At 41.5% G+C, this 24,540-nt stretch carries 23 protein-coding genes; 9 read left to right on the top strand and 14 right to left on the bottom strand.

Annotation, left to right across the window (positions count from 1 at the left end; genetic code table 11):
- The first annotated feature begins 7 nt into the window (after nt 1-7).
- A complete protein-coding gene (locus tag AL038_RS17620; RefSeq protein ID WP_062155078.1) occupies nt 8-757 on the top strand; it encodes a pteridine reductase in 750 nt (249 codons plus the stop codon).
- A 54-nt stretch (nt 758-811) separates the two neighbouring features.
- Here the strand turns inward: AL038_RS17620 and AL038_RS17625 are convergent, their stop codons facing one another.
- The 7 genes from AL038_RS17625 to AL038_RS17655 all read right to left on the bottom strand — a co-directional run bounded on the left by AL038_RS17625 (nt 812) and on the right by AL038_RS17655 (nt 8,499).
- Nucleotides 812-1,411, bottom strand: a complete 600-nt coding sequence (locus AL038_RS17625; protein WP_062155080.1) for a sensor histidine kinase — start codon at nt 1,409-1,411, stop codon at nt 812-814.
- A gap of 21 nt (nt 1,412-1,432) precedes the next feature.
- Nucleotides 1,433-2,181, bottom strand: a protein-coding gene (locus tag AL038_RS17630) for an IS5 family transposase (RefSeq protein WP_201800089.1) whose coding sequence is annotated in 2 segments (ribosomal slippage) — nt 1,433-1,767 and nt 1,767-2,181 — 750 coding nt in all. Because the reading frame shifts where the segments join, the coding sequence is not laid out codon by codon here.
- Nucleotides 2,182-2,213: 32 nt separating this feature from the next.
- Nucleotides 2,214-3,113: a response regulator gene (locus AL038_RS17635; RefSeq protein WP_062155081.1), complete on the bottom strand. Its 900-nt coding sequence runs from the start codon at nt 3,111-3,113 to the stop codon at nt 2,214-2,216.
- A gap of 353 nt (nt 3,114-3,466) precedes the next feature.
- Complete coding sequence (locus AL038_RS17640) at nt 3,467-4,918, bottom strand: ATP-dependent Clp protease proteolytic subunit (protein ID WP_062155083.1); 1,452 nt, start codon at nt 4,916-4,918, stop codon at nt 3,467-3,469.
- Nucleotides 4,919-5,086: 168 nt separating this feature from the next.
- Entirely contained in the window at nt 5,087-6,487 is a 1,401-nt protein-coding gene (locus AL038_RS17645) for a hypothetical protein (protein WP_062155085.1), read from the bottom strand.
- Nucleotides 6,488-6,507: 20 nt separating this feature from the next.
- Nucleotides 6,508-7,398 (bottom strand): cysteine synthase CysM, encoded by an 891-nt coding sequence (cysM, locus tag AL038_RS17650; protein ID WP_062155087.1) that lies wholly within the window; start codon nt 7,396-7,398, stop codon nt 6,508-6,510.
- 135 nt (nt 7,399-7,533) lie between these two features.
- Entirely contained in the window at nt 7,534-8,499 is a 966-nt protein-coding gene (locus AL038_RS17655; RefSeq protein WP_062155089.1) for a sigma-54 interaction domain-containing protein, read from the bottom strand.
- 254 nt (nt 8,500-8,753) lie between these two features.
- On the opposite strand from AL038_RS17655, the gene AL038_RS17660 reads away from it, so the two are divergent.
- The 4 genes from AL038_RS17660 to AL038_RS17675 all read left to right on the top strand — a co-directional run bounded on the left by AL038_RS17660 (nt 8,754) and on the right by AL038_RS17675 (nt 14,113).
- A complete protein-coding gene (locus AL038_RS17660; RefSeq protein ID WP_062155091.1) occupies nt 8,754-9,920 on the top strand; it encodes a DegT/DnrJ/EryC1/StrS family aminotransferase in 1,167 nt (388 codons plus the stop codon).
- Nucleotides 9,917-10,498, top strand: a complete 582-nt coding sequence (locus AL038_RS17665; protein ID WP_062155093.1) for a sugar transferase — start codon at nt 9,917-9,919, stop codon at nt 10,496-10,498. Before AL038_RS17660 ends, AL038_RS17665 begins: the two co-directional genes overlap by 4 nt.
- Before the next feature lie 163 nt (nt 10,499-10,661).
- Nucleotides 10,662-13,295, top strand: coding sequence for a CHASE2 domain-containing serine/threonine-protein kinase (locus tag AL038_RS17670; RefSeq protein ID WP_062155099.1), 2,634 nt, complete (start codon nt 10,662-10,664; stop codon nt 13,293-13,295).
- Nucleotides 13,286-14,113 (top strand): Stp1/IreP family PP2C-type Ser/Thr phosphatase, encoded by an 828-nt coding sequence (locus AL038_RS17675; RefSeq protein WP_066246162.1) that lies wholly within the window; start codon nt 13,286-13,288, stop codon nt 14,111-14,113. The genes AL038_RS17670 and AL038_RS17675 overlap by 10 nt, the downstream gene beginning before the upstream one ends.
- A 63-nt stretch (nt 14,114-14,176) precedes the next feature.
- Here the strand turns inward: AL038_RS17675 and AL038_RS17680 are convergent, their stop codons facing one another.
- The 3 genes from AL038_RS17680 to AL038_RS17690 form a co-directional block, all read right to left on the bottom strand.
- Nucleotides 14,177-14,860 carry an ABC transporter permease gene (locus AL038_RS17680; RefSeq protein ID WP_062155101.1) on the bottom strand — a complete coding sequence of 228 codons (684 nt, stop codon included), beginning with the start codon at nt 14,858-14,860 and terminating at the stop codon, nt 14,177-14,179.
- 3 nt (nt 14,861-14,863) lie between these two features.
- Nucleotides 14,864-15,553 (bottom strand): ABC transporter permease, encoded by a 690-nt coding sequence (locus tag AL038_RS17685; protein WP_062155103.1) that lies wholly within the window; start codon nt 15,551-15,553, stop codon nt 14,864-14,866.
- 273 nt (nt 15,554-15,826) lie between these two features.
- A complete protein-coding gene (locus AL038_RS17690) occupies nt 15,827-16,633 on the bottom strand; it encodes a coiled-coil domain-containing protein (protein ID WP_062155105.1) in 807 nt (268 codons plus the stop codon).
- A gap of 71 nt (nt 16,634-16,704) precedes the next feature.
- On the opposite strand from AL038_RS17690, the gene AL038_RS17695 reads away from it, so the two are divergent.
- The 3 genes from AL038_RS17695 to AL038_RS17705 all read left to right on the top strand — a co-directional run bounded on the left by AL038_RS17695 (nt 16,705) and on the right by AL038_RS17705 (nt 18,991).
- Nucleotides 16,705-17,289, top strand: a complete 585-nt coding sequence (locus tag AL038_RS17695; RefSeq protein WP_062155107.1) for a Maf family protein — start codon at nt 16,705-16,707, stop codon at nt 17,287-17,289.
- A gap of 130 nt (nt 17,290-17,419) precedes the next feature.
- Complete coding sequence (gene alaC / locus AL038_RS17700; protein WP_062155109.1) at nt 17,420-18,607, top strand: alanine transaminase; 1,188 nt, start codon at nt 17,420-17,422, stop codon at nt 18,605-18,607.
- Nucleotides 18,608-18,799: 192 nt separating this feature from the next.
- Nucleotides 18,800-18,991: a hypothetical protein gene (locus tag AL038_RS17705; protein WP_062155111.1), complete on the top strand. Its 192-nt coding sequence runs from the start codon at nt 18,800-18,802 to the stop codon at nt 18,989-18,991.
- A 68-nt stretch (nt 18,992-19,059) separates the two neighbouring features.
- On the opposite strand, the gene AL038_RS17710 is transcribed toward AL038_RS17705, so the two are convergent.
- From AL038_RS17710 to argC, 4 genes are all read right to left on the bottom strand, one after another.
- Nucleotides 19,060-19,956 (bottom strand): TraB/GumN family protein, encoded by an 897-nt coding sequence (locus AL038_RS17710; protein WP_062155113.1) that lies wholly within the window; start codon nt 19,954-19,956, stop codon nt 19,060-19,062.
- Between the two features lie 72 nt (nt 19,957-20,028).
- Entirely contained in the window at nt 20,029-20,574 is a 546-nt protein-coding gene (locus tag AL038_RS17715) for an OmpA family protein (protein ID WP_062155115.1), read from the bottom strand.
- A gap of 3 nt (nt 20,575-20,577) precedes the next feature.
- A complete protein-coding gene (locus AL038_RS17720; protein ID WP_062155117.1) occupies nt 20,578-21,033 on the bottom strand; it encodes a bactofilin family protein in 456 nt (151 codons plus the stop codon).
- 97 nt (nt 21,034-21,130) lie between these two features.
- Nucleotides 21,131-22,165: an N-acetyl-gamma-glutamyl-phosphate reductase gene (gene argC, locus AL038_RS17725; RefSeq protein WP_062155119.1), complete on the bottom strand. Its 1,035-nt coding sequence runs from the start codon at nt 22,163-22,165 to the stop codon at nt 21,131-21,133.
- A gap of 415 nt (nt 22,166-22,580) precedes the next feature.
- Between argC and htpG the strand changes: the two genes are divergently transcribed.
- Nucleotides 22,581-24,491 (top strand): molecular chaperone HtpG, encoded by a 1,911-nt coding sequence (gene htpG, locus AL038_RS17730; protein ID WP_062155121.1) that lies wholly within the window; start codon nt 22,581-22,583, stop codon nt 24,489-24,491.
- Nucleotides 24,492-24,540: the final 49 nt, after the last annotated feature.

A 24,540-nucleotide genomic window follows, 5' to 3' on the forward strand; every position in this document is an offset into this window, starting at 1 on the left:
AATTGTTATGCAGGATAACGTACTAACCGATAAGGTTGCCTTAATTACAGGGGCTGCGCGACGGATAGGCGCGGTGACTGCGCGTCAGTTGCATCAACAGGGAATGAAATTAGCCTTACACTATCGCCATTCTGAGGCAGATGCTCATGCATTACAGGTCGAATTGAATGCCATTAGAGCGGATTCTGTTTTGCTATTACAGGCGGATTTAGCGCATGTTGCCAAATTAACGCGCATGGTGCAACAAGTCGCTGAGTATTTTGGGCGTTTAGATGTGTTGGTGAATAATGCCTCCAGTTTTTATCCAACGTCTATCGGACAAACAACAGAAGAGATGTGGGATGATTTATTTAGCAGTAATTTAAAAGCCCCCTTTTTTCTTGCCCAAGCAGCAGCCCCTTATTTGTCTGTGGCCAATGGATGTATTATCAATATGGTTGATATCCATGCAGAACGCCCCCTAAAAAATCATCCTGTCTATAGTTCGGCAAAAGCGGGGTTAGTTATGTTGACAAAAGCCTTAGCGCGTGAATTAGGTGCATCAATTCGCGTGAATGGGGTTGCGCCCGGTGCAATCTTATGGCCGCAGAATGAAATGGATGAATTAACAAAACAGCGTATTGTTTCAACGCTTGCCTTAAAACGGCATGGAGAGCCATTAGACATTGCGAAAACTATTTTATTTTTAATCCGCGATGCGGGGTATATCACAGGACAAATCATTGCCGTCGATGGGGGGCGAACATTGGGGCAATAAGAAAAATAGACAATGGATATCACTACTCAACGCGGTGATATCCGCATTTACTTATCATGCTGCCCGATTTAACAAAGGTAATGTTAATGTTACACAAACCCCTTTTTGTTCTTCTCGGTTACACAAATGACACGACCCGCCACGATTCCAGACTAACATGGCCACCATAGGCAAACCCAGCCCCATGCCTTTAACTTCGCCTGTAAACGATTTTTCACTTTGATAATAAGGCATCCAAACTTTTTGTAATTCTTCTGTACTGAGATGACCACCATCATCCATCACGCTGAGTGTCATTTGTTGCGTTTGATGTGGTTCTGCATAAATATGAACAGTGGGTGATTGTTGCGGATGAAATTTCTTCGAATTAGTCAGTAGCTCGCGTAAAATAAGCTCTAACGATTCAGTAGAAAAATATATTACTTGCTGTTGCAAGGCATCAGCGACAGTAAATGTTATATTTTCTAATACCAAGTCCCAGCCGATTTTAGTAATAATCTCCGCAAGTTGTTCAAATGTCGTTTGCCCACTGGCTCTCACTAACTGTCCAACATCAATATAACGCAAAATTTCTAATATTTGGTCTTGTAAGCGTTTTGCACTTTCGCGGGCAATTTTTAACAACGCATGGGCGCGTTCACTAGAGCCTGTCATCAAATAAGAAGGGTTAAAGGTTCAAGCTAAAAGAATCAAGGTAGAAGCCAAATAAACCCCACTTAAGAAATTCCTAGCGCGTTTATCATATCGTGTAGCTATTGCACGATATTGCTTTAATTTACCAAAGAAATGCTCGATTAAATAACGTGCCTTATAAAGAGCTTTATCATAATCAGGTGGATTTAAACGATTTTTCCTGAACGGAATCACAGGTTCTATGCCTTGCTGTTTTAAAACATCTCTAACCCGTTCATCTGCATCATAAGCCTTATCAGCCAATAAAGCGTTTGCCTTTATCTGAGGAATAAGAGCATCAGCCCCTTCAAGGTCGCTTGCCTGTCCCGCAGTCAAAAAAAAAGGGTCGGATTGCCCAGTGCGTCAACAACGGAGTTAATCTTGGTACTTAAACCCCCTGCGCTACGTCCAATGGCTTCATCTGCGCCACCACCACTACTATGTTGATGCGCTCTAACTATTGTGCTGTCTATCATGGCATATTCATTATCGGCATCGGCACTTAGTATCTTGAAAACACGTTCCCAGACACCTTTCTTAGACCAACGACTGAAGCGGGTATGGACGACACGGAAATCACCAAAGCGTTCGGGGAGGTCGCGCCAAGGAATGCCACTGCGATAACGGAATAGAACAGCATCAATAAACAAGCGGTTATCTTTAGCCGTCATCCCGACATGTCCTTTACGCCCAGGGAGTAGCGGTTCTAGTTTTGACCATTGTTCATCGGTTAAGGCATAGCGACGACTCATTGTTTTATCCTTGGCGATATCTGGGTATATGATTATAATATAACATTTTTTACTATTTGATGACACGCCCTAGACAAGTCCATATTTTTTTGGTCTAGCATTTGTAAACTGACTAATCCATTTAATGGACCACGAAGCTTATGTGAAACCATCGTTTGAAAAGTCCACATTTGCCGTTGTAAGTTCATTCGCTCGCTGACATTTTGTAAATGTATTAATGTACTTCCTTGTTTATACAAGGGTAGATTTAACACTTCTACTAATAACCATAACGGTGGTAAATGTTGGGTTTCTGGACGTACTAAATAACGAGATTCTGATGTATTGGTTTTTTCGCTCATCCATGATTGCCATGCAAGAGCAGGCTCACATTGATAGTGGCTTGATGCTTGCCGTAAAAATGGTATTTTTTCTTTATCTGGTAAACTTAGTAATAAACGGGCTTGATGATTTGCATATTGAATAACATCATCATCACCCAGTAATAAATAACCATCTTCCGAATTTTCTATAACCCATTCAAACCGTGACCGTTCAGACACCAAACGGCGATAACGGTTTAAACGCATGATAGTTCTTACACGGGTGCGTAACTCCACGCGGTCGTAGGGTTTCGTAATAAAATCATCTGCACCTGCTTCAATACCTCGTAAACGCGATTCTCTATCATCTAATGCAGTCAACATTAAAATAGGAACCTCCGCCAATTTTGCATTGGTGCGCAATAAACTACAAACTTCAAAGCCATCCATTCCGGGCATCATTACATCTAATAAAATTAAGTCAGGAATAATGCTTTGTGCTTGTTGTAGTGCTTCTTCACCATGAGAGGCAAATGTTAATTGATAATTTTCGGTCGCTAACAGCATTTCTAATGCGTCACGTCCGTGTTCTTCATCATCAACAATCAATACACAATTTCGGTTATCCATGTAGATAGATTCTTAATATAAAGGGAATAAAAAGGCATAAGGTTTGAGTAATACTAATACGTGAGTAAACTTTTAATTTATTGTCAACAAAACATTTATTTCATCAGGATTTTACAAAAAAGCCCATCGGATTTTTTATGAATCCAATAGGCTTTTATAACATTATATACGCCTTCACGTATGACTTCTGTTTTAACTAGCTGTAACGTTAAACCCAGTCACTCATTCTTTTTCACATGCAAAACTTCTCCCCTTTATCTTAAAGAATTATAAGGGAAAATCTATTTATTAGGTTTGTACTAATACATCACTACGCCCTATAAAAACAATCCAATTGGGATTTTTTTATCTGCTTAAAACCGATAATAATTATCAGGATTATATAAATGATACATATCCGTTGCACTGAGTGGCGGTAACTGAAAGTAATTTTTACCGTTAGAATCCAACCTTTCATATTTGGAAAACAGCGAAACTTCAGCAGGCACGGGTTGGGGTTCTTGTGGTTGCTTGATGTAGGACGTATCGCGAACATTTTCAATAACAACATCAACCCATTTTAACTGCACGGCTTTATCCGCAAATGCTCGCCAATTACCATCAGAATTATTCTGATACATCTGTTTAACTAATTCATCTAGGGTTAGTCCCATTTTTTTGGCAACAGGTTCCATAACCCGCCGTGACCATTCTTGCATCATATCGATTTGTTCATGTTGTTGAGTGAGATTTCCCATAAAACCACTCCACACCTGATGGTGAATAATGATTGCATCAGGATAAGCAAATGAACGCTTTGCCGTCGTTACGATAACAGCCGCCATACTGGCAGCCAATGATTTCACCACCACATAAACAGGGGCAGTACTCGCTTGCATCGCTTTAATGATTTGTACACCTTCCATCACCGAGCCGCCCGCGCAATTATCGATGATCAGAAAAATGGGGTATTGCGTTGTTTTATTATTATAAAAAGAAATCCGCTCTGCTACATAAGCCGCTTCTCCCGGCATGATAGGACCATTCAATAATACTCGTCGGTCACTTAATACCAGCTCACCATTTACATAAGGATCAACTAAATATTCGGGTAACTTATTCGCCTGATTTTCCCACAGCTCACGTTGGTCTCGTTTAGCAATTTTATCGCTCAAATCACCCGCTGCCGCCTGCTTGGCTTTTTCATATTCCATTTTGGCTGTTTCATGTGTTATTTGAGCCGTTTCTAGGGCAATTTGCAGTTCAATAACTTTATTTTTTTCCTCTTGTAACGCATTTTTCGTGGCTAACTGGGTTTTTTCCAATTCGCTGTCTGCAAAAGTGAGTTTATTTTGTTGCTCACGAATTGCATTTTCTAGCTCCAAACGCATCTTTTTATCATTCAAATCAGCCAATATTTGCGCTTGTTTACCAACTTGTAACGCGTTTTCCAATTCTACCCGTTCTTTGTCAGCCGTTAGTTGCGACAGGGCCAATCGATTTTTTTCTTGTAACAACTCGTTTTGTAACGCAATCAATTCCTTCTCTTGTTGTAATTGTAAAATCTGCAATTGATGCTGTTCTACTTGTTCAAGCAGTTGTTTATTCAGTTCAGGATTACTGGTTTTTAGCTGTTCTAATAACTTAACTAAGGTGGCGATTCCATTTTCTGTACTGGCTTCATCAACAGGGGTTTCCGCTGTTGTATGACTCGCTGTCGCGGTTGATGTGACTTCGTTATCTGATACATCTTCTGCATAACAGCTTAAATTTACAGAAAATAAACCAATAAGCACACATAAGGAAAGGGGGTTAAATCGTATCATAAATGTCCAACTTGTCAGGAATTAAAATGGCGTATAACTAATGCTTTGTATCAAACGAGCCAAAATAAAAGGTTTTATGGATAAAAATAGTCTTTTTTAATTGACGGCAAGGGCGGGAGAAAATTAGACAATTATTTCGATTATGTCAGCACGCCTAAAACTTGTATTTTAACGGCTTTGTTGGTTTAAACGCGAATTATTGCCTTTACGCACTTGAGAAAAATCTAAACGTTCAGTTTCCATGCTTGCCTGATTTTCTGTACCCGCAACACAAACAGGTTGTGTACATTCCAATCCCCCCGCCCGTAATACTCGAATAATATGTTTTAAACGTTCTTGGCGCGACGTATCATCATTACTTGAACGGTCAAAAAACAGAATATTCAATTTATTCCGCATTAAATAATCCGCATTGGGGTCAGGATTAATAATGGTTACAATCTCATCCCCTTGAAAATTTTTCAATTTTAAGTGCATTGCTTCACGATAATCTTCCCCTTCATACGCGGCATCCGTGACTTCCCAACCTGCGTCATATAAGGCTTCCTCAATCATTTGTCCAATGTTATTGCGCAATTGTGACGCTAACAACCCCTCTTTTGCTTCAGCAACTAAGTTTGCTAGTGTTTGTTGATGCGCGCCCATTTGCGCCAATATTTGCTGCAAGGTTTCTTGTGGAATAAACTCGCCAGTATCCAGTTGCCATTGTGTTGCCTGAATTTGTTGATGTAACTTGGCATATTTGCCCTTGGTCCAGAAATCCACGTCCACCGTGGTTGTCGCTTCCTCACTTCCTGCCCCAACTAAAATATTCAGTTGCGCTTGTGCTTCAATAATTGTTAATGTTTCTAACACACTATAACGTGTTGCGTGCAAATAAGCCTGCCATTCCACCTCTTTTTGTTCCAGTTGCAAGCGCAAGTTTTGTGCCGCTAACCATGTCTGCTGGCTGTTCGCAATCACCGCCTGATAATTTTTTTGCACCAAATTGGTTTGTGCAAGTAATAATTCCCCCTGCAATTTTTGGATAGCGAAGGGTAAAAACTGCGTGTGGCGGGCGTATTGTGTTTGTAAAAAAGTCAGTAACGCCTGAGCAACTGTAACCCATTGTTCTGCTTGTTCTGCTTCAGTCGTATGCTGTGCGTGTACTTGCGCGGAAACTTGTGTTAGTTCTTGATGTAATAATGTATGTTGCGAGCTTAAAGCATTGGTAAATTCGCGGGTTTTCTGCTGAATCAGTTGTGCATATTGCCCGCCACCCTGTTGTAATTGTTCCGTGATTTGCTGTTGAAATGCTTGGGCTAATTTTTGTAATTGCTCGGTATATTGCCGTTCAATTGCTTGAATTGCTTCACCTAATCCTAAAGAGGTTAAGGATTGTTCAAATGCTTGTTGACGGGTTTCTACTTCGGTGAGATGGCGGTCTAATTCGTGGCGAAAATGTTTGCTTGCCTGTGTCAAGCGTTGTTCGATATGTCCTTCTAAATCATCAACACTTTCACAGGTATCTAATAAACGGTCAATTTCTGTGTTACGCAATTGCACATAGCTTTCTTTAATCCCGCTCATTTTGCCACGCTCATTCTTGGTTAGGCAGGAAATACGCCTGTAGATAAATATCTATCGCCTCTATCACAAATAATGCAGACAATAACCGCATTTTCTACTGTTTGCGACACGCGCAAGGCTGCTGCGACAGAACCACCTGAAGAAATCCCTGCAAAAATCCCTTCTTGTGTGGCTAATGCTCGCGTGGTTTCTTCCGCACTGGATTGGTCCATATCGATTAATTGGTCAACTTTGGAAAAATCGCAAATTTTGGGTAAATAGTCAGGTGACCAGCGACGGATACCGGGAATACTCGCGCCACTTGCGGGTTGTACGCCAACGATTTGAATAGCAGGGTTTTGTTCTTTAAGATAGCGTGATGTTCCCATAATCGTTCCCGTCGTCCCCATCGTTGCGACAAAGTGGGTAATCGTGCCGTTGGTCGCCCGCCAAATTTCAGGCCCTGTGGTTTTATAATGGGCGAGGGGATTATCAGGATTATCAAATTGATTTAAGACCTTGCCTTTACCTTCTTTTTCCATTGTAAAGGCTAAATCTCGAGCTGCTTCCATCCCTCCTTCTTTTGGTACGAGCAATAATTCTGCACCATACGCTTTCATCGATGCGCGGCGTTCCACACTCATATTTTCTGGCATAATCAAAATCATGCGGTAGCCTTTCATCGCCGCGACCATTGCGAGTGCAATCCCTGTATTACCGCTAGTTGCTTCAATCAGCGCGTCACCCGCTTTAATTTCTCCGCGTTGCTCGGCTTCTTGAATCATGCTTAAGGCAGGACGGTCTTTTACTGAACCCGCTGGATTATTGCCTTCTAGTTTGACTAATATCTGGTTAGAAGTCTTACCTGCGAGCCGTTGCAAACGTACTAAGGGCGTATCACCGATGAATTGTTCAATCGTTGGGTAACTCATGATTTATCTCTATGATTAAATTTAAGTGTAGGGTGCGTTAGGTGCGCAAGCTGGTTTGAATCAGAATTTTCAGAATTAATAAAGTTAAAGGTAAATAAAAGCAAATTAAATCGGTGTTATCTATTTTCTTTAAACTTATTCAATCGCATACTTTTTAATTCGATATAGCAAGGTATCACGGCTTAATCCTAATAAACGCGCTGCTTGGCTACAGTTACCGTAGGTTTTTTGTAATGCTTGACGAATTAGCATAATTTCAACTTCTACTAAATTAATGCCCTCATCAGGAAAAACGCCCCAATTTGGCAAATGGACAGCCTTTTCTGTTGGGTTATTTTGTTGGTATTCAGCGGGTAATTGTTTTGGTTCTATTCGTTGTCCTGCATAAAATAAAACCAATCGTTCACATAAATTTCGTAGTTCACGCACGTTGCCTGCCCAAAAATGTTGCGTTAAAACGGCTAATGTTGCGGGACTATAACAAGGTGCGGCTCGTTGATGTTGTGTAGCAAAATAGTGGGTAAAGTGTTGTAATAGCAGTTTAATATCAGTTTTTCGCTGGCGTAAGGGCGGTAATTCTAACGGTACGATGTTTAAACGATAATATAAATCCTGCCTAAATTGTCCTGCTTTAACCGCTGCGTATAAATCTCGATTGGTTGCCACAATCACCCGTACATCAACCTTTTCGGGGGTATTTCTCCCTAAGGCTTGGCATTCGCCATTTTCTAAAAAACGCAGTAATTTTGCTTGAATTGTTAAAGGTAATTCACCAATTTCATCTAAAAAAAGTGTTCCCCCTGCGGCGGCTTGAATACGTCCTTGTCTATGTGTATCTGCGCCTGTAAATGCGCCTTTACGATGCCCAAATAATTCTACTTCAGCGAGCGACTCTGGCAAGGCGGCACAATTGATTGCTACAAAATTTGCATGTGTACGACGGCTGGTTTGATGAATGGCGCGGGCAACTAATTCTTTGCCTGTGCCACTTTCCCCCAAAATTAAAATGGTTGCGTCTGTGAGTGCAATCAGTTGGGCAGCACGAATCACGGTTGCAAAATCGCCAGATTCACCAATTAAAGTAGCAAATGCGTTTATCATGCAGACCTCCTTGCCGCGTAATGGTCACGTGTGAAGAATGATAGGATGCAGCACATTGTCAAGTGGTTGGTTGCCATGCACCGCATTCTACGACAGAAATGCAACATACTTTACCATAAGTCTTGTGTGATGCTGTTGCTTGGTGGGTGTTGGTTTTAAAAACTGACGGATTCTTCTTTATCGTTACGTCCCTTAACTCGGCAAGTTATGGTTATAATATGTATATTTACCCACTGTTTCAGGAGTAATTAGCAGTGAATGAAACGTTTTTGCCTTTTGCTGTCCCTTGTATTGGTGAAGAAGAAATTAATGAAGTCGTCAATACCTTACGTTCTGGCTGGTTGACTGCAGGCCCTAAAACTCAACAGTTTGAACAAGAATTTTCTGCCTTTGTCGATATGCCCTATGCCTTAACTGTCAATTCAGCAACAGCGGGGTTGCATCTTGCCTTAGAAGCAATCGGGGTGGGTGTTGGCGATAAAATTATTACCTCGCCTTATACGTTTACAGCAACCGCCGAAGTTGCCCGTTATTTGGGCGCAGACCCTATCTTTGTGGATATTGACCCGCGTACATTTAATATGGATACGCAAAAGTTAGCGCAAGCCTTAGCCACGACAGATAATATTAAGGTTATTTCCCCTGTTCATTTTGCAGGGCAAGCGTGCGCAATGGACGATATTCTGGCTTTAGCAAAGCAATATCAGCTTAAGGTGGTGGAGGATGCCGCCCATGCGTTGCCCAGTCGTTATAAAGGGCGATTAATTGGCGGATTTGGTGATGTGACCGCCTATAGTTTTTACGCGACAAAAACGGTAACGACGGGCGAGGGGGGGATGATAGTAACCGCTAACCCAGAATATGCTAAGCGAATGAAAATAATGCGCTTACATGGTATTAGTCGGGATGTGTTTGACCGTTCCAGCTCCTCGTTGCCTACGTGGTATTATGAGGTTGTTGCCCCCGGGTTTAAGTACAATATGAGTGATATTGCTTCGGCAATTGGTATTCATCAACTGCGCAAGGCGGAAAAATTACGCCAACGTCGTGAAGCTATCGCCCAACGTTATACCGAGGGATTGCAAGGGCTACCTTTAACCACGCCTTACACCGCCCCTGAAAATACCCATGCTTGGCATTTATACGTTATTCAATTGACATTGGAAGACTTAAAAATTGACCGTAATCAATTTATTGAACGGATGAAAATGGAGCGAATAGGCACAAGTGTGCATTTTATCCCGCTGCATATTCAACCTTATTGGAAAGAGCGTTACGGTTTTGAACCAGAAGATTTTCCCGTTGCTTTTGATGTTTATCAGCGGGCAGTCAGTTTGCCAATTTATCCCGATATGACAGAAGCCGATGTTATGCGAGTGATTGCTGCAACCCGGCAGATTTTGACGGGAGCGCGTCGATGAGGGTAAAACGCTGGTTTGATTTGCTCTGCGTTATCCCTGCTATTTTGTTGTTAAGCCCTGTTTTTATCTGTATTGCTGTGTGGATTAAAGCAGACAGTCGCGGGGCTGTTTTCTTTTTACAAACCCGTGTTGGACAACATGGGCGACTATTTAAGATTTTTAAATTTCGCACCATGTATCCAAATACAGGATTAAAAATTACAGCGACAACGGACAAACGGATTACCCGCGCAGGGGCATTTTTACGACGGTATAAATTGGACGAATTACCGCAATTATTCAATGTACTAGTTGGCGATATGAGCTTAGTCGGCCCGCGCCCTGAAGTGCCTGAATATGTTGCTTATTACTCACCAATGGTTAAAACTGAAGTGTTATCAGTGCCTTGCGGTATTACTGATTACGCATCAATTCTATTTCGTCATGAAGGCGAGTTATTAGCCGCCGCAAAAAATCCCGAACAAGAATATATAGAAAAAATTTTACCGATTAAATTAGCTTATCAACAACAATATGTACGCGAGCGAACGTTATGGCTCGATATTAAATTGATTTTACGCACCTTACGAGTTTTATAAGCGCGAATTTATCTGCGTAATCGTCGCCAATTTGTGCAAATAAATTTACATCTACTTCACTGGCATATATCTTGCGGACTAGGGAAACAAGCAGGTTATCAGCGTATTTACGTAATGCTAACCCTCCTGTTTTTCTATAGAATTCCTCTGTATTGACAAGATAATGACCACTTTAAAAGAAAAATTAGGCATGTATGACTGGATTGTCGGCATATTGGTAGCGGTGTGTTTATTAGGCTTGGCGCAATTTGGGTTATTACAACCGTTAGAAAATAGTTTGTATGCGTTGGGTTTGCGCCATACCAATCATAACGCGGGCGAAAAGGTCGCTGTTATCGCTATAGACCAAGCCAGCATGGCACAATTAGGCGATTGGCAATGGTCACGGACGGTTTACGCGCAGTTATTGGGAATATTACAGCCTTATGCGGATGTCGTTGCTACAGATATAGATTTCTCCAAACCACAACAAGACGCGGGTACAGAACGCCTTGCTGAATTAATGACGTTTTATACAAAATCCCCCGCGATTAGTCAGCTTTCTGAAGAATTAGGACAATTAAGCGCGTTAATCGCTACCGCGACAAAAGCACGACGTACACGAGCAGCAGAGCGCGATAGTTTGGCAGAATTAAATCAATTTCATCTATCCTCCCCGCTGTGGACAGAATTACCCAACACACTTACAACGTTAGAAGATAAATTAAACGCGGCTTATTCTGAATTAGATGCTGATGGGATTTTTGCAGACAACCTGAAAAAATCGGGTAAATGGGTTTTTGGTGTGCCTATTATGCGCAATGAACCCCCTATTCCATTAGAGAATATTCCTGAAGGTATCATGCGTAATCGTCTCACAACGGTTAGCGAGCGTTTTGATACTTCGCGCCCTTCTCCACAACCGTTGTCTATTCTTCAATTACAAATGCCGTTACCTATTTTTAGTAATAATGCCAGTGTATTACCTGATATATTACCCACTAATACGGCGGTTCCGTTGGTTGTACAGTATCAACATTTGTATTTACCCAATTTACCGCTTTTTCTGGCGGCACAACATTTGCGCGTGGGTTTACAAGAGTTAGAAGTGCGTTTAGGACAAGGGGTGCGCTTAGGCGCGTTGCGGATTAACACCGATACCCAGTTACAAATTCAACCCTTTTTTTATCATGATATTGATGATAAATCGGCATTAACCATCGATAGCTTTGTGGATGTATTACAGGGAAAAATTTCCCCTGAAAAATATCGGGATAAAATCGTTTTAATCGGCGTAACAGCCCCGTATCACAGCGTGACACAAAGTACACCCGTAGGAGAATTACCCCACGTTGTAGTGTTAGCCCACACGGTTAGCAGTTTGTTAAATCAAGATTTTTTAATTACGCCAGAATGGGCATTAAGTTTACAAACGGGCGTTTTTTTGCTTGTTATTGCTTATCTTTGTTTTTTATTACCCGATTTAAAATGGCGTATTGCGCTGTTTATTAGCGGTTTAAGTTTTATCTGTCTGGTTGTACTCTATTTCAGTTTATTGCGTTTAGGCTGGTCTATTTCTTTGATATTGCCCTTATTATTATTACCATTAGGACATATCTTGATGTTCGTGAAACGTAGTTTAATGGCGTATCAAGATGTGTTTCGAATGCTACCCAATGCAGTGGAAAGTAATCGTTTGTTAGGATTAGCATTTCAAGGACAAGGGCAGTTAGATATGGCGTTTGAGAAATTCCGTCTCTGTCCTGCGGATGAGGGCATGTTAGGCTTGCTTTACAATCTGGCATTAGATTATGAGCGTAAACGCCAATCACGCCACGCGGCAGCGGTTTACCGTTACATTTTGAGCCATTCGCCCAATTTTCGTGACAGTGAAAGACGTTTAGAACGCTTACGCAGTTTACGCAAACCGAGACTACGTGGAACAACCAGCGTGTTGGATGATTGGTTGCATGATGAAAGCGGCGAAAAACCGCAATTAGGACGCTATCAAGTCGAGCGACAATTAGGTAAAGGCGCGATGGGTGTTGTGTATTTAGGTAAAGACCCGAAATTAAATCGCTTGGTTGCTATTAAAACCCTGCCTTTATCCCAAGAATTTGAAGCAGAAGATTTACCCGAAGCGACAACCCGCTTTTTCCGTGAAGCGACTGCCGCAGGTCGGCTAAAACATGAGCACATCGTAGCGATTTATGATGCGGGAGAGGAGTATAATTTAGCCTATATTTCTATGGAGTTTTTCAAAGGCGGTAATTTAACCCCTTATACTAAATCAGATAATTTACTCCCTATTGCTACCGCTATTGAAATTGGTTATCAAGCCGCGTTAGCCTTAGACTACGCACATACGCAAGGCGTTATCCACCGTGATATTAAACCCGCTAATATCATGTATAACCCCGGAACAGGTAAAATAAAAATTACTGACTTTGGTATTGCACGGATTACCGATGCAAAACGGACGAAAACAGGTATTATTTTAGGGACACCCTCCTACATGTCACCCGAACAATTAGTGGGCAAACTGGTGGATGGTCGCTCCGATTTATTTTCGTTAGGCATTTTACTTTATCAATTATTTACAGGTGTTTTGCCATTTCAGGCGGACTCAATGGCAACACTTATGTATAAAATTACCACCGAACCACACCCCGATTTATCCATGCTACGACCTGATATGCCTTCTTGCTTGAAAGACCTAATAAATAAAGCCCTTGCTAAGATACCCGACCATCGTTTTCAAACAGGGGCAGAGTTTGCAACTGCATTACGTGATTGCAAGGTGGCATCATGCACTTAGAAATCGCCTGTCAATCCGATACAGGGTTAGTGCGTGAACATAATGAAGATTGCATCGACAGCGATACAGAATTGGGTATTGTCGTTTTAGCCGATGGAATGGGCGGGTATCAGGCAGGGGAAGTTGCCAGCGAATTAGCCGTTAAAACCATTATGCAAGACATGGCTGTTGAAATGCGCAATTTGAGCTTAGAACAACAGCAAACCCTGACAGCTAACGGACAACATCGTATTTCTGCCTTATTAGAAAAAGCGATTATTAAAGCAAACCAATTAATTTATAGCACGGCTGAACAACAACTTGAATATCGTGGTATGGGAACAACCGTTGTCGCCGCGATTTTTCAACCGACATTTGTCAGCGTTGCCCATGTGGGTGACTCGCGTTTATACCGTTTACGTGGTTCGGAGTTTATCCAACTCACAACTGACCACTCTGTTTTACAAGAGTTGATTGACTGTGGATTTTATACCCGCGAACAAGCACGCTATTCGCCAAATAAAAATCTTGTTACCCGCGCTTTAGGGGTTGGCGATAGTGTGACGGTGGATGTGAAAGAATATCCAATCACCTCCAACGATATTTATCTGCTCTGTTCTGATGGTTTAAACGATATGCTGGATGACGAGGTGATGCAAAAAATTTTATTGCGTGATAATAATTTAGAGCAAAAAGCCCGCTTTTTAGTAGAAAGAGCCAATAAAATGGGTGGTGAAGATAATATCTCCGTCATCCTTGCACAACCCATGTTTGCAACAAATAACGATATCACCGAACCCAAAACATGGATGAACCGCTTATCGTCATGGTGGCGATAAACGATTTAAATCATAACTATTCAACGATAGTAAAGTTTTTAGCCTGTTTGATACGGTTCAAAATTAACGGCGTAAATAGGCTAGCCAATGTTTTTCTAACTGTTTAAATAAAAACACTAACATAAACGTTAGCACTAGATAAAATGCCGCTGCTGTTAAAAATGCTTCATAAGGCATATAAAAACGAGCGTTGATTATCCGCGCCGCGCCTGTAATATCAACTAAAGTGATAATGCTGGCTAACGAACTGGCGTGCAACATAAAAATTACCTCGTTACCATACGCGGGTAAGGCACGGCGTAAGGCACTGGGTAAAATAATTCGTTGATATAATAAACGTTGTGACATCCCAAACGCCCGTGCCGCTTCAATCTCACCTGATGGTGTTGTTATTATCGTTCCGCGTAAAATTTCTATCGTGTAAGCGGCTGTATTTAGTGTAAAGGCTAACAGTGCGCACCAATATGCCTCGCGCAAGATTCCCCAAAACATACTATTTTTTACCCACTCAAATTGTCCTAATCCATAATAAATCAGGTAAATTTGAATTAGTAAGGGTGTTCCGCGAAAGAAATAGCTAAAGGTGAAAATAGGCAATGAATAAAATGGGTTTTTCGCTGTTGCCAACAATGCGCAGGGAATCGCCATCAAAATGCCGAGCAGTAGGGATAAAGAGACCAGTTGTAAGGTCAACCATAATCCACCCCAATATAAATTAATATTTTCAATAATTGCTGTAAAATCCATTTATTACACCGTTTTTGTGCCAACGTTATACCGTCGTTCTGCCCATTTCAACAGCAAAATAGAAACTGTTGTAAATCCTAAAAAAACAAGGGCAACAACCAAATAAAACGTAAATGGTAAACGGGTTGCGCCTGCGGCGAGTGCGGCTTTGCGTACCATGTCGTCTAAGCCAATAATCGACACCAATGCCGTTGTTTTTAATAGCACTAGCCAGTTATTGCCAAATCCCGGAATGGCGTGGGGAATCATTTGTGGTAATAAAATGCGTCTGAATACTTGCCAGCGTGTCATGCCAAACGCATACGCAGCTTCTAACTGCCCGTAAGGTATCGCAAGGATTGCGCCTCTAAAAGTTTCTGTCATATACGCGCCAAACATAAAACCGATGGTCAGCACACCTGCAATAAATGGATTAATATCAATATAGTCGTTATGACCTAACGCGCTTGCAACTTGGTTAATCAGCAATTGCCCGCCATAAAATACCAGTAACATCAAAACTAAATCGGGAATACCCCGAACAATCGTTGTATAAAGCGTTGCTATCCAACGGGCGGTTTTAGAAGGGGATAATTTTGCTAATGCACCCAATAAACCCAGTACGGTTGCAATTAGAAGGGAAAATAGTGCAACTTCAATGGTTAATAACGCTCCCATTAAAATACTCATTCCATAGCCGTGTAAATCAAACATGGCAATCACCCTTAAGAAAAAGAAACAGTTCATTGTTTCATAGCCTTTAAGGATTTACTACAGGACTAACCACTTGATAGTGTTGCTCACTTATTTTTATCGTAACCAGTGGAAAATAATTTATTTTTTGTAGTACCAAAAGCGTAGGAATGCGTTATTTTCCTGATAAGCGATTGTCTGAATCAACATTTTTGGGATTATCCAAATCGACAGAGTTATCAACGCGGTTATTTTTATCCCGTTCAACGCTAAAAGTCCTGAGTTTAGACTAGCCTATGAACCGCTGGGTTCGCGTAATTGGCGTGATTCGCGTAATTGTGTTTCATTGGTTAATATTAAGCTTTGCAATTGCTGGTCAAAAGTCTGTAGATTTTTTTCTATTGCCTGTGTGACTTGTGCGATTTTTTGTACGGGAGAAGAAATTTCTTCTGTTATATTTGGTAGTTGCATCGCGTCCATAATTTGTTGATTGGCTTTGAAATGCTTTTTATAAAGTTCTTTATTGGCTTGTACTAAATTCATAATTTGTGGAATCGCGTCGATAATGGCTTGTTGCGCTTCTTGATATAACTGGATTGAGCTTTCTGCAAGGGCTGTTAAACGGGCAGGACGTTGTTGTAAATAGCTTAACTCTTGTTTAAGTTTAGCGATGTTGGTCGTTAGGGTTTGTACTTCTTGTTCTATCGCTTGTTGCTGTTGCACGGTTTGGGTGAGTTGGGTTTGTTCTTCACGCAAGGTTTGTAGTTGATTTTGCAAGGTACGTGCTTGTGCTTTATCTTGGGCTAGCTTTTCTTGTAATGCTTGTAGTTCTTGTTCAAAGGCTTGTCCGCGATAGTCAGGGTCAAGAAAGGGGAGTGATTTTTGTAGAAATTGGGCAATTGTTTCCCCAATCATTTGATATTCTAAAAATAAATCGGTTAAGTCATCTGTTGCAAGCTGTGTTGTTGTTGCCGTATCCATTTGTGCATGTAGCAGTAGCAAGCGCGCCATTTCTAAGAGTTGTTGGCGTTGTTTATTTGGGGCTGTTTGCGTTTGTAGTTGCGCCCATAAAGCATTTTCTTGGGTAAAATCATTGTGCATAACATGCTCACCATTTATCTTAGTCGCTGAGTGTGAAATAATTCGTTTCCCTAACTGTTTATTCGTACTTCATGATTTATCTTGCTTCCCAATCCCCTCGCCGTTGTGAATTATTGGCACAAATCCATGTTGATTTTCAACAAATAAGTGTTGATGTTGATGAAACTCCCTTGTTATATGAAGCACCTGCGCATTATGTGAGTCGTTTAGCCCTGACAAAGGCGCGTTGTGGTTATGCACAGTCTCAAGCGGTATATCCTGTGTTGGGGGCTGATACGAGTGTTATTTGTGATGGCGTTATTTTTGGTAAGCCATGTGATGATGCCGATGCAAAAAGGATGTTGCAACAGTTAGCAGGCAAAACGCACGAGGTTATGACGGGGATTGCGGTGGTCAGTGCGCTTGGTGAGCAGGTTTTGGTTAATTATAATCAGGTTACTTTTCGTCCTTTAAGCGAATTAGAAATCGACTGTTACATTGCAACAGGTGAGCCGACTGATAAAGCGGGGGCTTATGCTGTACAGGGTTTAGCAAGTATATTTATTACGCAAATAATGGGGAGTTATTCGGGCATTATGGGGCTACCATTGCATGAAACGGCTGTTTTATTGCAACAAGCGCGTGTGCCTTTATGGATAACTAAAACGTTTAAATAATGGATTCAATGTTGTCATCCGTGGATTGTTTTTATGCTGTTGACGGAAAAACAATTCGCGTTATAAAAACCGTGAGCGTTTATAAAACTATCACATACAATTGTTCTACTGCTATTTTTAAGGAATTATCTTGAATACTGATTTTCCTCGTATCAAACGCCTCCCCCCTTATGTCTTTGGCATCGTTAACGAACTCAAGGCACAGGCACGAGCGCGGGGGGAAGATATTATCGATTTTGGAATGGGTAATCCAGACCAGCCTACACCCAAACATATAGTCGATAAATTGGTTGAAGCCGCACAGCGTAAAGATACGCACCGTTATTCTATGTCTCGCGGTATTCCCCGTTTGCGCCGTGCAATCGTGCGCTGGTATGCGCAACGTTATGATGTCACTTTAGATGCTGAAACAGAGGCTATTGTCACCATAGGCTCTAAAGAAGGTTTAGCACATCTCGCCCTAGCAACCTTAGGGCCGGGGGATTCGGTGCTTGTGCCTAATCCTGCTTATCCCATTCATCCTTATGGTTTTGTCATTGCTGGGGCTGATATTCGTCATGTGCCTTTAATCCCCGGTGTGGATTTTTTTGCCGAGTTGTCGCGTGCAATTGTCGATTCGTGGCCACGCCCAAAAATGTTGGTGATTAGTTTTCCCGCTAACCCGACAACGCAATGTGTCGAATTAGATTTCTTTCAGAAGGTCATTGATATTGCCCGCGAACATCAAATATGGGTAATTCATGACTTAGCGTATGCTGATATTGTATTCGATGGCTATACCGCGCCCTCAATTTTACAAATTCCGGGGGCTAAAGATATTGCAGTCGAGTCTTTTTCTATGTCTAAAAGCTATAACATGCCCGGTTGGCGTGTTGGCTTTATGTGCGGTAATCCTGTTTTAATTGCGGCACTGGCAAAAATGAAGTCATATTTGGATTATGGAACGTTTACCCCGATTCAGGTAGCGGCGATTACTGCATTAGAAGAATCGCAAGAATGCGTGACGCAAATTCGGGATATGTATTTAGAACGGCGTGATGTGTTGTGCGACGGCTTAAATAACATTGATTGGGAAGTGACACGCCCTAAAGGCAGCATGTTTGTGTGGGCAAAAATTCCTGAACCTTATCAAGCAATGGGCTCATTAGAGTTTACGAAAAAACTCATTAGCGACGCACATGTTGCGGTTTCTCCCGGTGTTGGTTTTGGCAGTTATGGGGATGACCATGTTCGTTTTGCATTGATTGAAAACCCGCATCGTAGTCGTCAGGCAATACGCGGTATTCGTGATATGTTCCGTAAAGATGGTTTGCTGTAGTTTATAAAAATCCCTTTTTGTTCTGCAAAAGGGGATTATTTTCTAACGGGTGCAAAGATTTCTTTTTTACTGCAAATCAGTTGATTAGTTTATTTAGACATGTCTGATAAACAAAAACCTTGATATAATTAGATAAGGAGCTGGTCTATTTACCAGCTCATTTATAGGCAAGATGTATTTAGGAGATAGATAATGTTACTCAACCGTAATAACGCACTGCTTGTTAAGGGTAAATATACTGTAGGTGTCAGACGGTCTGTGTTGCACGCGGGTGCGCGCGTCCCTGCAACGATGATTGCTCAAGTCTTACCCGCTGATAATCTGATGACCCCCGATCAAGGGGATAACCGTTATGAAGACCTCGATTGGATTCGTGGTAACTAACTGTAAAGCATTAAATAAGCTCTGTATGTTGCTGGTGTGAACATTGTGAGATACAGAGCTTTTAGGGCTTACCAAACAGCAGTAACGGTATAGCCTTGTTGACGTAGTTGTTGAATAATCCCTTTCTTACCCGCTAGATGTAACGCGCCCACCGCAATAAATGCCTTGCCTTTTTGTAAAATCGGCACTATCCGCTCCACCATTCGTATATTACGGTCATCTAACATTTTTACCATCAAGGCTTGTTCCAATTCAGGATTGTCGGTTTTTTCGCGGATGTAAGTTTCTTGAAAATCAAATAACCCTTGTAAATCACGTGCTAAATAGTGTTTGTACATCGTTTCTAACATGCCATCAATTTCATCAAAATGGGCGAGTGTATCTTTTAATAAAGTCACTTGGTCAGCCAATGGCATGGATTCGAAAATGCTTAACTGTTCATCGGCTGTTTCTAATCCAATGATTTTTTTACCTTGCTTTAAGGCTTTTTGGTACAACACCATGTCTAAAAATTGTCCCGTTTCTGGTTTAGGCGCACTGAGAAAAACCATAATTGCCCATGGTTTCATGGTTTTTACAGTCACTTCGGGATAGCCTTTTTCTGCAAGGGATTGAATAATGGCTTTGTAATCTTCTGCGTTTAATACCTTATCCAAGGTTTTGCCCTCTTCAAGATACATAGCACTGACACTTTGATAAACCGTTGATAGCCCTAATTCCAACTCAAAAACAGCAATATTGGCATTATTTAAGGCTTGCTTCACGGCATCAGATAACGCTAATACTCGCGCATCTTCTGAATGAATAGTGCCAAATAAATAAGCCGTTTGTACGCCTTTTTTCTGTATTTTCCACAATAAGCCTTTGTCCGTGACTGTCGTTTGTTGGCGAGCAACAGCAGGCAATGCAAGTGTGATACTGAATAACAGCAAGGTGATGAAAAAATAGCGGGAAAAATTTTTCATAGGAATAATATAAGAGAAAATAAGATAGTAGAGATAACATACTATAACGTATTGTTACCTCTAAAAAAACAGTTAGTGTGAATGAATAAAGCGTTCCATTTCTTTTACTTCCTCACACTCGCCCGCTTGTGGCTTGGTATCTCCCTGAAAAGGCTTAACATAATCAGGTAAATAGCCTTGTGGGAAAAAAGCCAAATCCACCCGCCGATTACGTTGTCGGTCTTCTGCACACGCGTCAGAAGCAACGGGGCGTTGTTCTCCAATCTCTTGTTTACTCAGTTGGCTAGGATTTACACCTTGTTTAATAAGATATTGTTCAACAACGGTTGCGCGTTTACGGCTGAGTTGTGAATTATAATTTTCCTCGCCTGTATTGTCTGCTCGTCCTGTGATTAAGAGATTAACCGACGGGTATTGGCGCAATGTATAAACCAAATTATCCAAAACAGGCAATGCTACTTTTTGGAGTTTGGCACTGTTTAAGGGAAAAGTGACATTATTTTGCCAACCCCACGTTATACCCGTTGGGGGAGGGGGATAATCTTCATCAGCCGCTTGCAGTGCGAAAGCATTTAAACTTAAGCACATCCACAATACAACACACCACCGTTTACACATGTTTTATTCATCCTTATCATTCATCTCGGGTGCGATGGGCATTGCCATATTGGCGACCTTCTTATCTTTATCATGTTTAATCGATAAAGGCTGCTTTTTATCTGTATGATGCACCAGACTGCCATTTACCTCAGCACCCATCGCCATTTCTATCAGATTATAGTAAACATTCCCCGTTACACGTGCATTGAGCGCAAGCTCGATATGTTCAGACGCATAAACATCGCCCATCACCACGCCATTAAGAATCACATTAGGTACACGCACTTCCCCTTTGATAGACCCCTGTTCGCTTAATGTTAATACCGAGCTAGACTCATCTTTTGCCGTGATATTCCCTTTAATCGTGCCATCAATATGCAAGCCACCTGCAAACACGACATGACCATGAATCTCAGTTCCCTGCCCAATCAATGAATCAATCCGTGTTACTTTTTTCTTCTTCTTACCCCACAACATTCGCTCGTTACTCCTGTACCACTTCTTTAAATAAAATATCCAAGTGCATTAAATGATTAACACATAATACGCCTGATGCTAACCTGCCAAACTTACATTATGGTAATAAACCAACGATTTTTAACCCCGTCGATTCCGCTAATCCACACATAATATTCATATTCTGCACTGCCTGCCCTGCTGCCCCTTTCACCAAATTATCAATGACTGCCAACACCACCACCACATTACCACCCTGTGGGCGATGTACAGCAATTCGACAAACATTCGCGCCCCGTACACTGCGCGTTTCAGGATGTGAGCCTGCAGGTAAAACATCAACAAACGGTTCATCTTTATAACGTTGTTCAAAAATATTTTGCAAATGTAACGCACTATCTTCATACAAAGTTGCGTATAAGGTTGCATGAATACCGCGAATCATCGGCAACAAATGTGGCACAAAGGTTAATTGCACAGGCACAGGTGATAAAGGATTTAAACCCTGAATAATCTCGGGTAAATGCCGATGTCCTGCCACATTATAGGCTTTAAAGCTCTCACCCGTTTCCCCCATTAGCGTTCCCACTTCTGCTTTACGCCCCGCGCCACTCACGCCAGACTTTACATCAGCAATTAAACTTTTTGGGTCAACAACACCCGCCTCAAGCAACGGAATAAATCCTAACTGCACAGCCGTTGCATAACAGCCCGGATTTGCAACTAAACGCGCCGTAGCAATTGCCGTGCGATTAACCTCAGGTAATCCATAAACTGCATCGGTTAATAAATCAGGACAAGCATGTTTAACCTTATACCATTCTTCCCATGTTGCCGTCTCTTTCAAGCGAAAATCGGCGGCTAAATCAATAACGCGCACGCCCATTTTTAATAAATCAGGCACACTTTGCATTGCCGTTCCGTTAGGCGTTGCAAAAAACACCACATCACATTTAGCTAATTGCTCAGGCTCAGGCTCGGTAAAAGGCAAATCGATAAACCCCCGCAAATTTGGGAACATATCCGCGACTTTTATCCCTGCCTCACCGCGCGACGTAACCATCTGCACGCGCACTTCGGAATGCATCGCTAATAACCGCAATAACTCCACGCCTGTATAACCTGTACCGCCAACAATGCCTACTTTAATCATTGAAGAATCTCTTATTATATCAATTATCTAAAAGAAAATAGGTTTATCCTATCCAAAATATGTGCAACTGCACAACTTTAAACCAATTGAATCATTATCAGGTTAAGCCCTTTTCATCACAACATTTTTACAATCTATATTTTCTACATTTAAAAACCCATAGCCGTCTGAATTAGGATTAAACAAATTTGTAGAATTAACACCAACTAACCACATTAAAAACTGAAAAATAACGCTATCTCAATGCAAAAAAACCCGTTAATCCTAAAAATTCTAATTCAGACAATAACAACCCACTACCCCAAATTCTAATGCAGATAACACATTTAATCGCGATACCGTGACGAATTTTCTTGAAATCTACAATCACACCCCTACATCTACACCACTTCAAAACAATAAGGAGAATGACGCAATGGTGGTCGATAACCATAAAGAAACACTAGGTTTTCAAGCAGAAGTTAAACAACTGCTTGATTTAATGATTCATGCTTTATACAGCAACAAAGAAATTTTCTTACGCGAATTGGTTTCTAATGCCTCTGACGCGGCAGATAAATTACGCTTTGAAGCCCTTTCTGACGACGGATTGTATGAAGGCGATAGTCAATTAAAAATCTGGGTTGAAGTCAATCAAGATGCGCGGACAATTAGCATTCGTGACAACGGTATTGGTATGTCACGGGAAGAAGTGATTGAAAATATTGGAACGATTGCCAAATCAGGGACACGTCAATTCTTCAAAGCCTTAACAGGCGACCAAGCCAAAGATGCGCAACTAATCGGTCAATTTGGGGTTGGTTTCTACTCGTCTTTCATTATCGCTGATAAAGTTACTTTAACCACCCGTCGTGCAGGGCTAACCGCTGAACATGGTGTGCGTTGGGAATCTGCGGGTGATGGCGAATATACCATTGAAACAGTTGATAAAGCGCAACGTGGAACAGAAATAACCCTCCATTTACGTGATGATGAAGACGAATTTTTACAAGAATATCGCATAAAAAGCATCATCAAAAAATATTCTGACCATATCACCTTACCCATCATCATGCCCACCGTTAGCACGGATGAAAATGATGAAAACCTTAAGGTTATTAAAGACGAAGTTGTCAACAGTGCAACCGCTTTATGGGTGCGCAATAAAGCCGATGTGACAGAGGAAGAGTATAACGAGTTTTACAAACATGTTGCCCACGATTTTGAACCCCCGTTACTGACGATTCATAACAAAGTCGAAGGGACGATGGAATACAACCTGCTCGCGTTTATTCCCGGTCGCGCCCCCTTTGATTTGTGGGATAGAAATACACGGCGTGGAATGAAACTTTATGTCCGCCGTATTTTTATTATGGATGACAGCGAACAATTATTACCGCCTTATCTGCGTTTTGTGCGTGGTGTGGTGGACAGTAGCGATTTACCGTTAAATGTCTCACGCGAAATTCTGCAACAGAATAAACAGATTGAATCAATTCGTTCTGGCACAGTAAAGAAAATTCTTGGTGCGTTAGAAAATTTGGCAAATAACGAACCCGAAAAATACGCAACCTTTTGGCGTGAGTTTGGCAAGGTTTTAAAAGAAGGCATTGTCGACGACCACAGCAACCGCGAAAAAGTCGCTAAATTGTTACGCTTCTCCACCACGCATGATGACAATAATCAACCAGCTATTTCGTTAGAACAATATATTGGGCGGATGAAAGAAGGGCAGGAAAAGATTTATTACATCACTGCCGAAACTTTCGCGGCGGCAAAAAGTAGCCCTCATTTAGAAATTTTCCGCAAGAAAGGCATTGAAGTGGTGTTGCTATCCGAACCGATTGACGAATGGTTAGTGATGCACTTAACTGAGTTTGAAGGTAAGTCTTTACAATCCATTACAAAAGGCTCGTTAGATTTAGGTCAGTTAGAAGACCAAGCGGAAAAAGACCAAGTTGAAAAAGCCAATACGGAAAAGAAACCGTTATTAGAGCGCATTCAAAAAGTATTAGTCGGTAAAGTCAAAGAAGTACGGACAACCTATCGTTTAACCAATTCGCCCGCCTGTTTAGTCGCCGATGAACAGGGAATGGATGCGAGTTTAGAACGCTTATTAAAAGCGGCAGGGCAGAGTATCAGCAGTAGCAAACCAATTATTGAAATTAATCCGACACATCCGCTCATTTTAGCGATGGAACGGGAACAAGACGAGAATCGTTTTGGTGATTGGGCATTAATTCTGTTTGACCAAGCCTTGTTAAGTGAAGGGGGACAATTAGAAGACCCCGCCAGTTTTATCAGTCGTTTAAATCAGATGTTGATACAACTGAGTAAAGCGGCATAATCGTTTTTCTCAATCAAAAGTACTTAGGGACGGCGTTGCCGTCCTTTTT

The organism is Beggiatoa leptomitoformis, assembly GCF_001305575.3.
GTDB classification, from domain to species: Bacteria; Pseudomonadota; Gammaproteobacteria; order Beggiatoales; family Beggiatoaceae; genus Beggiatoa; species Beggiatoa leptomitoformis.

What these genes read in the sequence shown, in the direction of transcription:
- AL038_RS17620 (WP_062155078.1), top strand. Translation starts at nt 8, where the DNA reads ATGCAGGATAACGTACTAACCGATAAGGTTGCCTTAATTACAGGGGCT.
- AL038_RS17625 (WP_062155080.1), bottom strand. Translation starts at nt 1,411, where the DNA reads ATGACAGGCTCTAGTGAACGCGCCCATGCGTTGTTAAAAATTGCCCGC.
- AL038_RS17635 (WP_062155081.1), bottom strand. Translation starts at nt 3,113, where the DNA reads ATGGATAACCGAAATTGTGTATTGATTGTTGATGATGAAGAACACGGA.
- AL038_RS17640 (WP_062155083.1), bottom strand. Translation starts at nt 4,918, where the DNA reads ATGATACGATTTAACCCCCTTTCCTTATGTGTGCTTATTGGTTTATTT.
- AL038_RS17645 (WP_062155085.1), bottom strand. Translation starts at nt 6,487, where the DNA reads ATGAGCGGGATTAAAGAAAGCTATGTGCAATTGCGTAACACAGAAATT.
- cysM (WP_062155087.1), bottom strand. Translation starts at nt 7,398, where the DNA reads ATGAGTTACCCAACGATTGAACAATTCATCGGTGATACGCCCTTAGTA.
- AL038_RS17655 (WP_062155089.1), bottom strand. Translation starts at nt 8,499, where the DNA reads ATGATAAACGCATTTGCTACTTTAATTGGTGAATCTGGCGATTTTGCA.
- AL038_RS17665 (WP_062155093.1), top strand. Translation starts at nt 9,917, where the DNA reads ATGAGGGTAAAACGCTGGTTTGATTTGCTCTGCGTTATCCCTGCTATT.
- AL038_RS17670 (WP_062155099.1), top strand. Translation starts at nt 10,662, where the DNA reads ATGACCACTTTAAAAGAAAAATTAGGCATGTATGACTGGATTGTCGGC.
- AL038_RS17675 (WP_066246162.1), top strand. Translation starts at nt 13,286, where the DNA reads ATGCACTTAGAAATCGCCTGTCAATCCGATACAGGGTTAGTGCGTGAA.
- AL038_RS17680 (WP_062155101.1), bottom strand. Translation starts at nt 14,860, where the DNA reads ATGGATTTTACAGCAATTATTGAAAATATTAATTTATATTGGGGTGGA.
- AL038_RS17685 (WP_062155103.1), bottom strand. Translation starts at nt 15,553, where the DNA reads ATGTTTGATTTACACGGCTATGGAATGAGTATTTTAATGGGAGCGTTA.
- AL038_RS17690 (WP_062155105.1), bottom strand. Translation starts at nt 16,633, where the DNA reads ATGCACAATGATTTTACCCAAGAAAATGCTTTATGGGCGCAACTACAA.
- AL038_RS17695 (WP_062155107.1), top strand. Translation starts at nt 16,705, where the DNA reads ATGATTTATCTTGCTTCCCAATCCCCTCGCCGTTGTGAATTATTGGCA.
- AL038_RS17705 (WP_062155111.1), top strand. Translation starts at nt 18,800, where the DNA reads ATGTTACTCAACCGTAATAACGCACTGCTTGTTAAGGGTAAATATACT.
- AL038_RS17710 (WP_062155113.1), bottom strand. Translation starts at nt 19,956, where the DNA reads ATGAAAAATTTTTCCCGCTATTTTTTCATCACCTTGCTGTTATTCAGT.
- AL038_RS17715 (WP_062155115.1), bottom strand. Translation starts at nt 20,574, where the DNA reads ATGTGTAAACGGTGGTGTGTTGTATTGTGGATGTGCTTAAGTTTAAAT.
- AL038_RS17720 (WP_062155117.1), bottom strand. Translation starts at nt 21,033, where the DNA reads ATGTTGTGGGGTAAGAAGAAGAAAAAAGTAACACGGATTGATTCATTG.
- argC (WP_062155119.1), bottom strand. Translation starts at nt 22,165, where the DNA reads ATGATTAAAGTAGGCATTGTTGGCGGTACAGGTTATACAGGCGTGGAG.
- htpG (WP_062155121.1), top strand. Translation starts at nt 22,581, where the DNA reads ATGGTGGTCGATAACCATAAAGAAACACTAGGTTTTCAAGCAGAAGTT.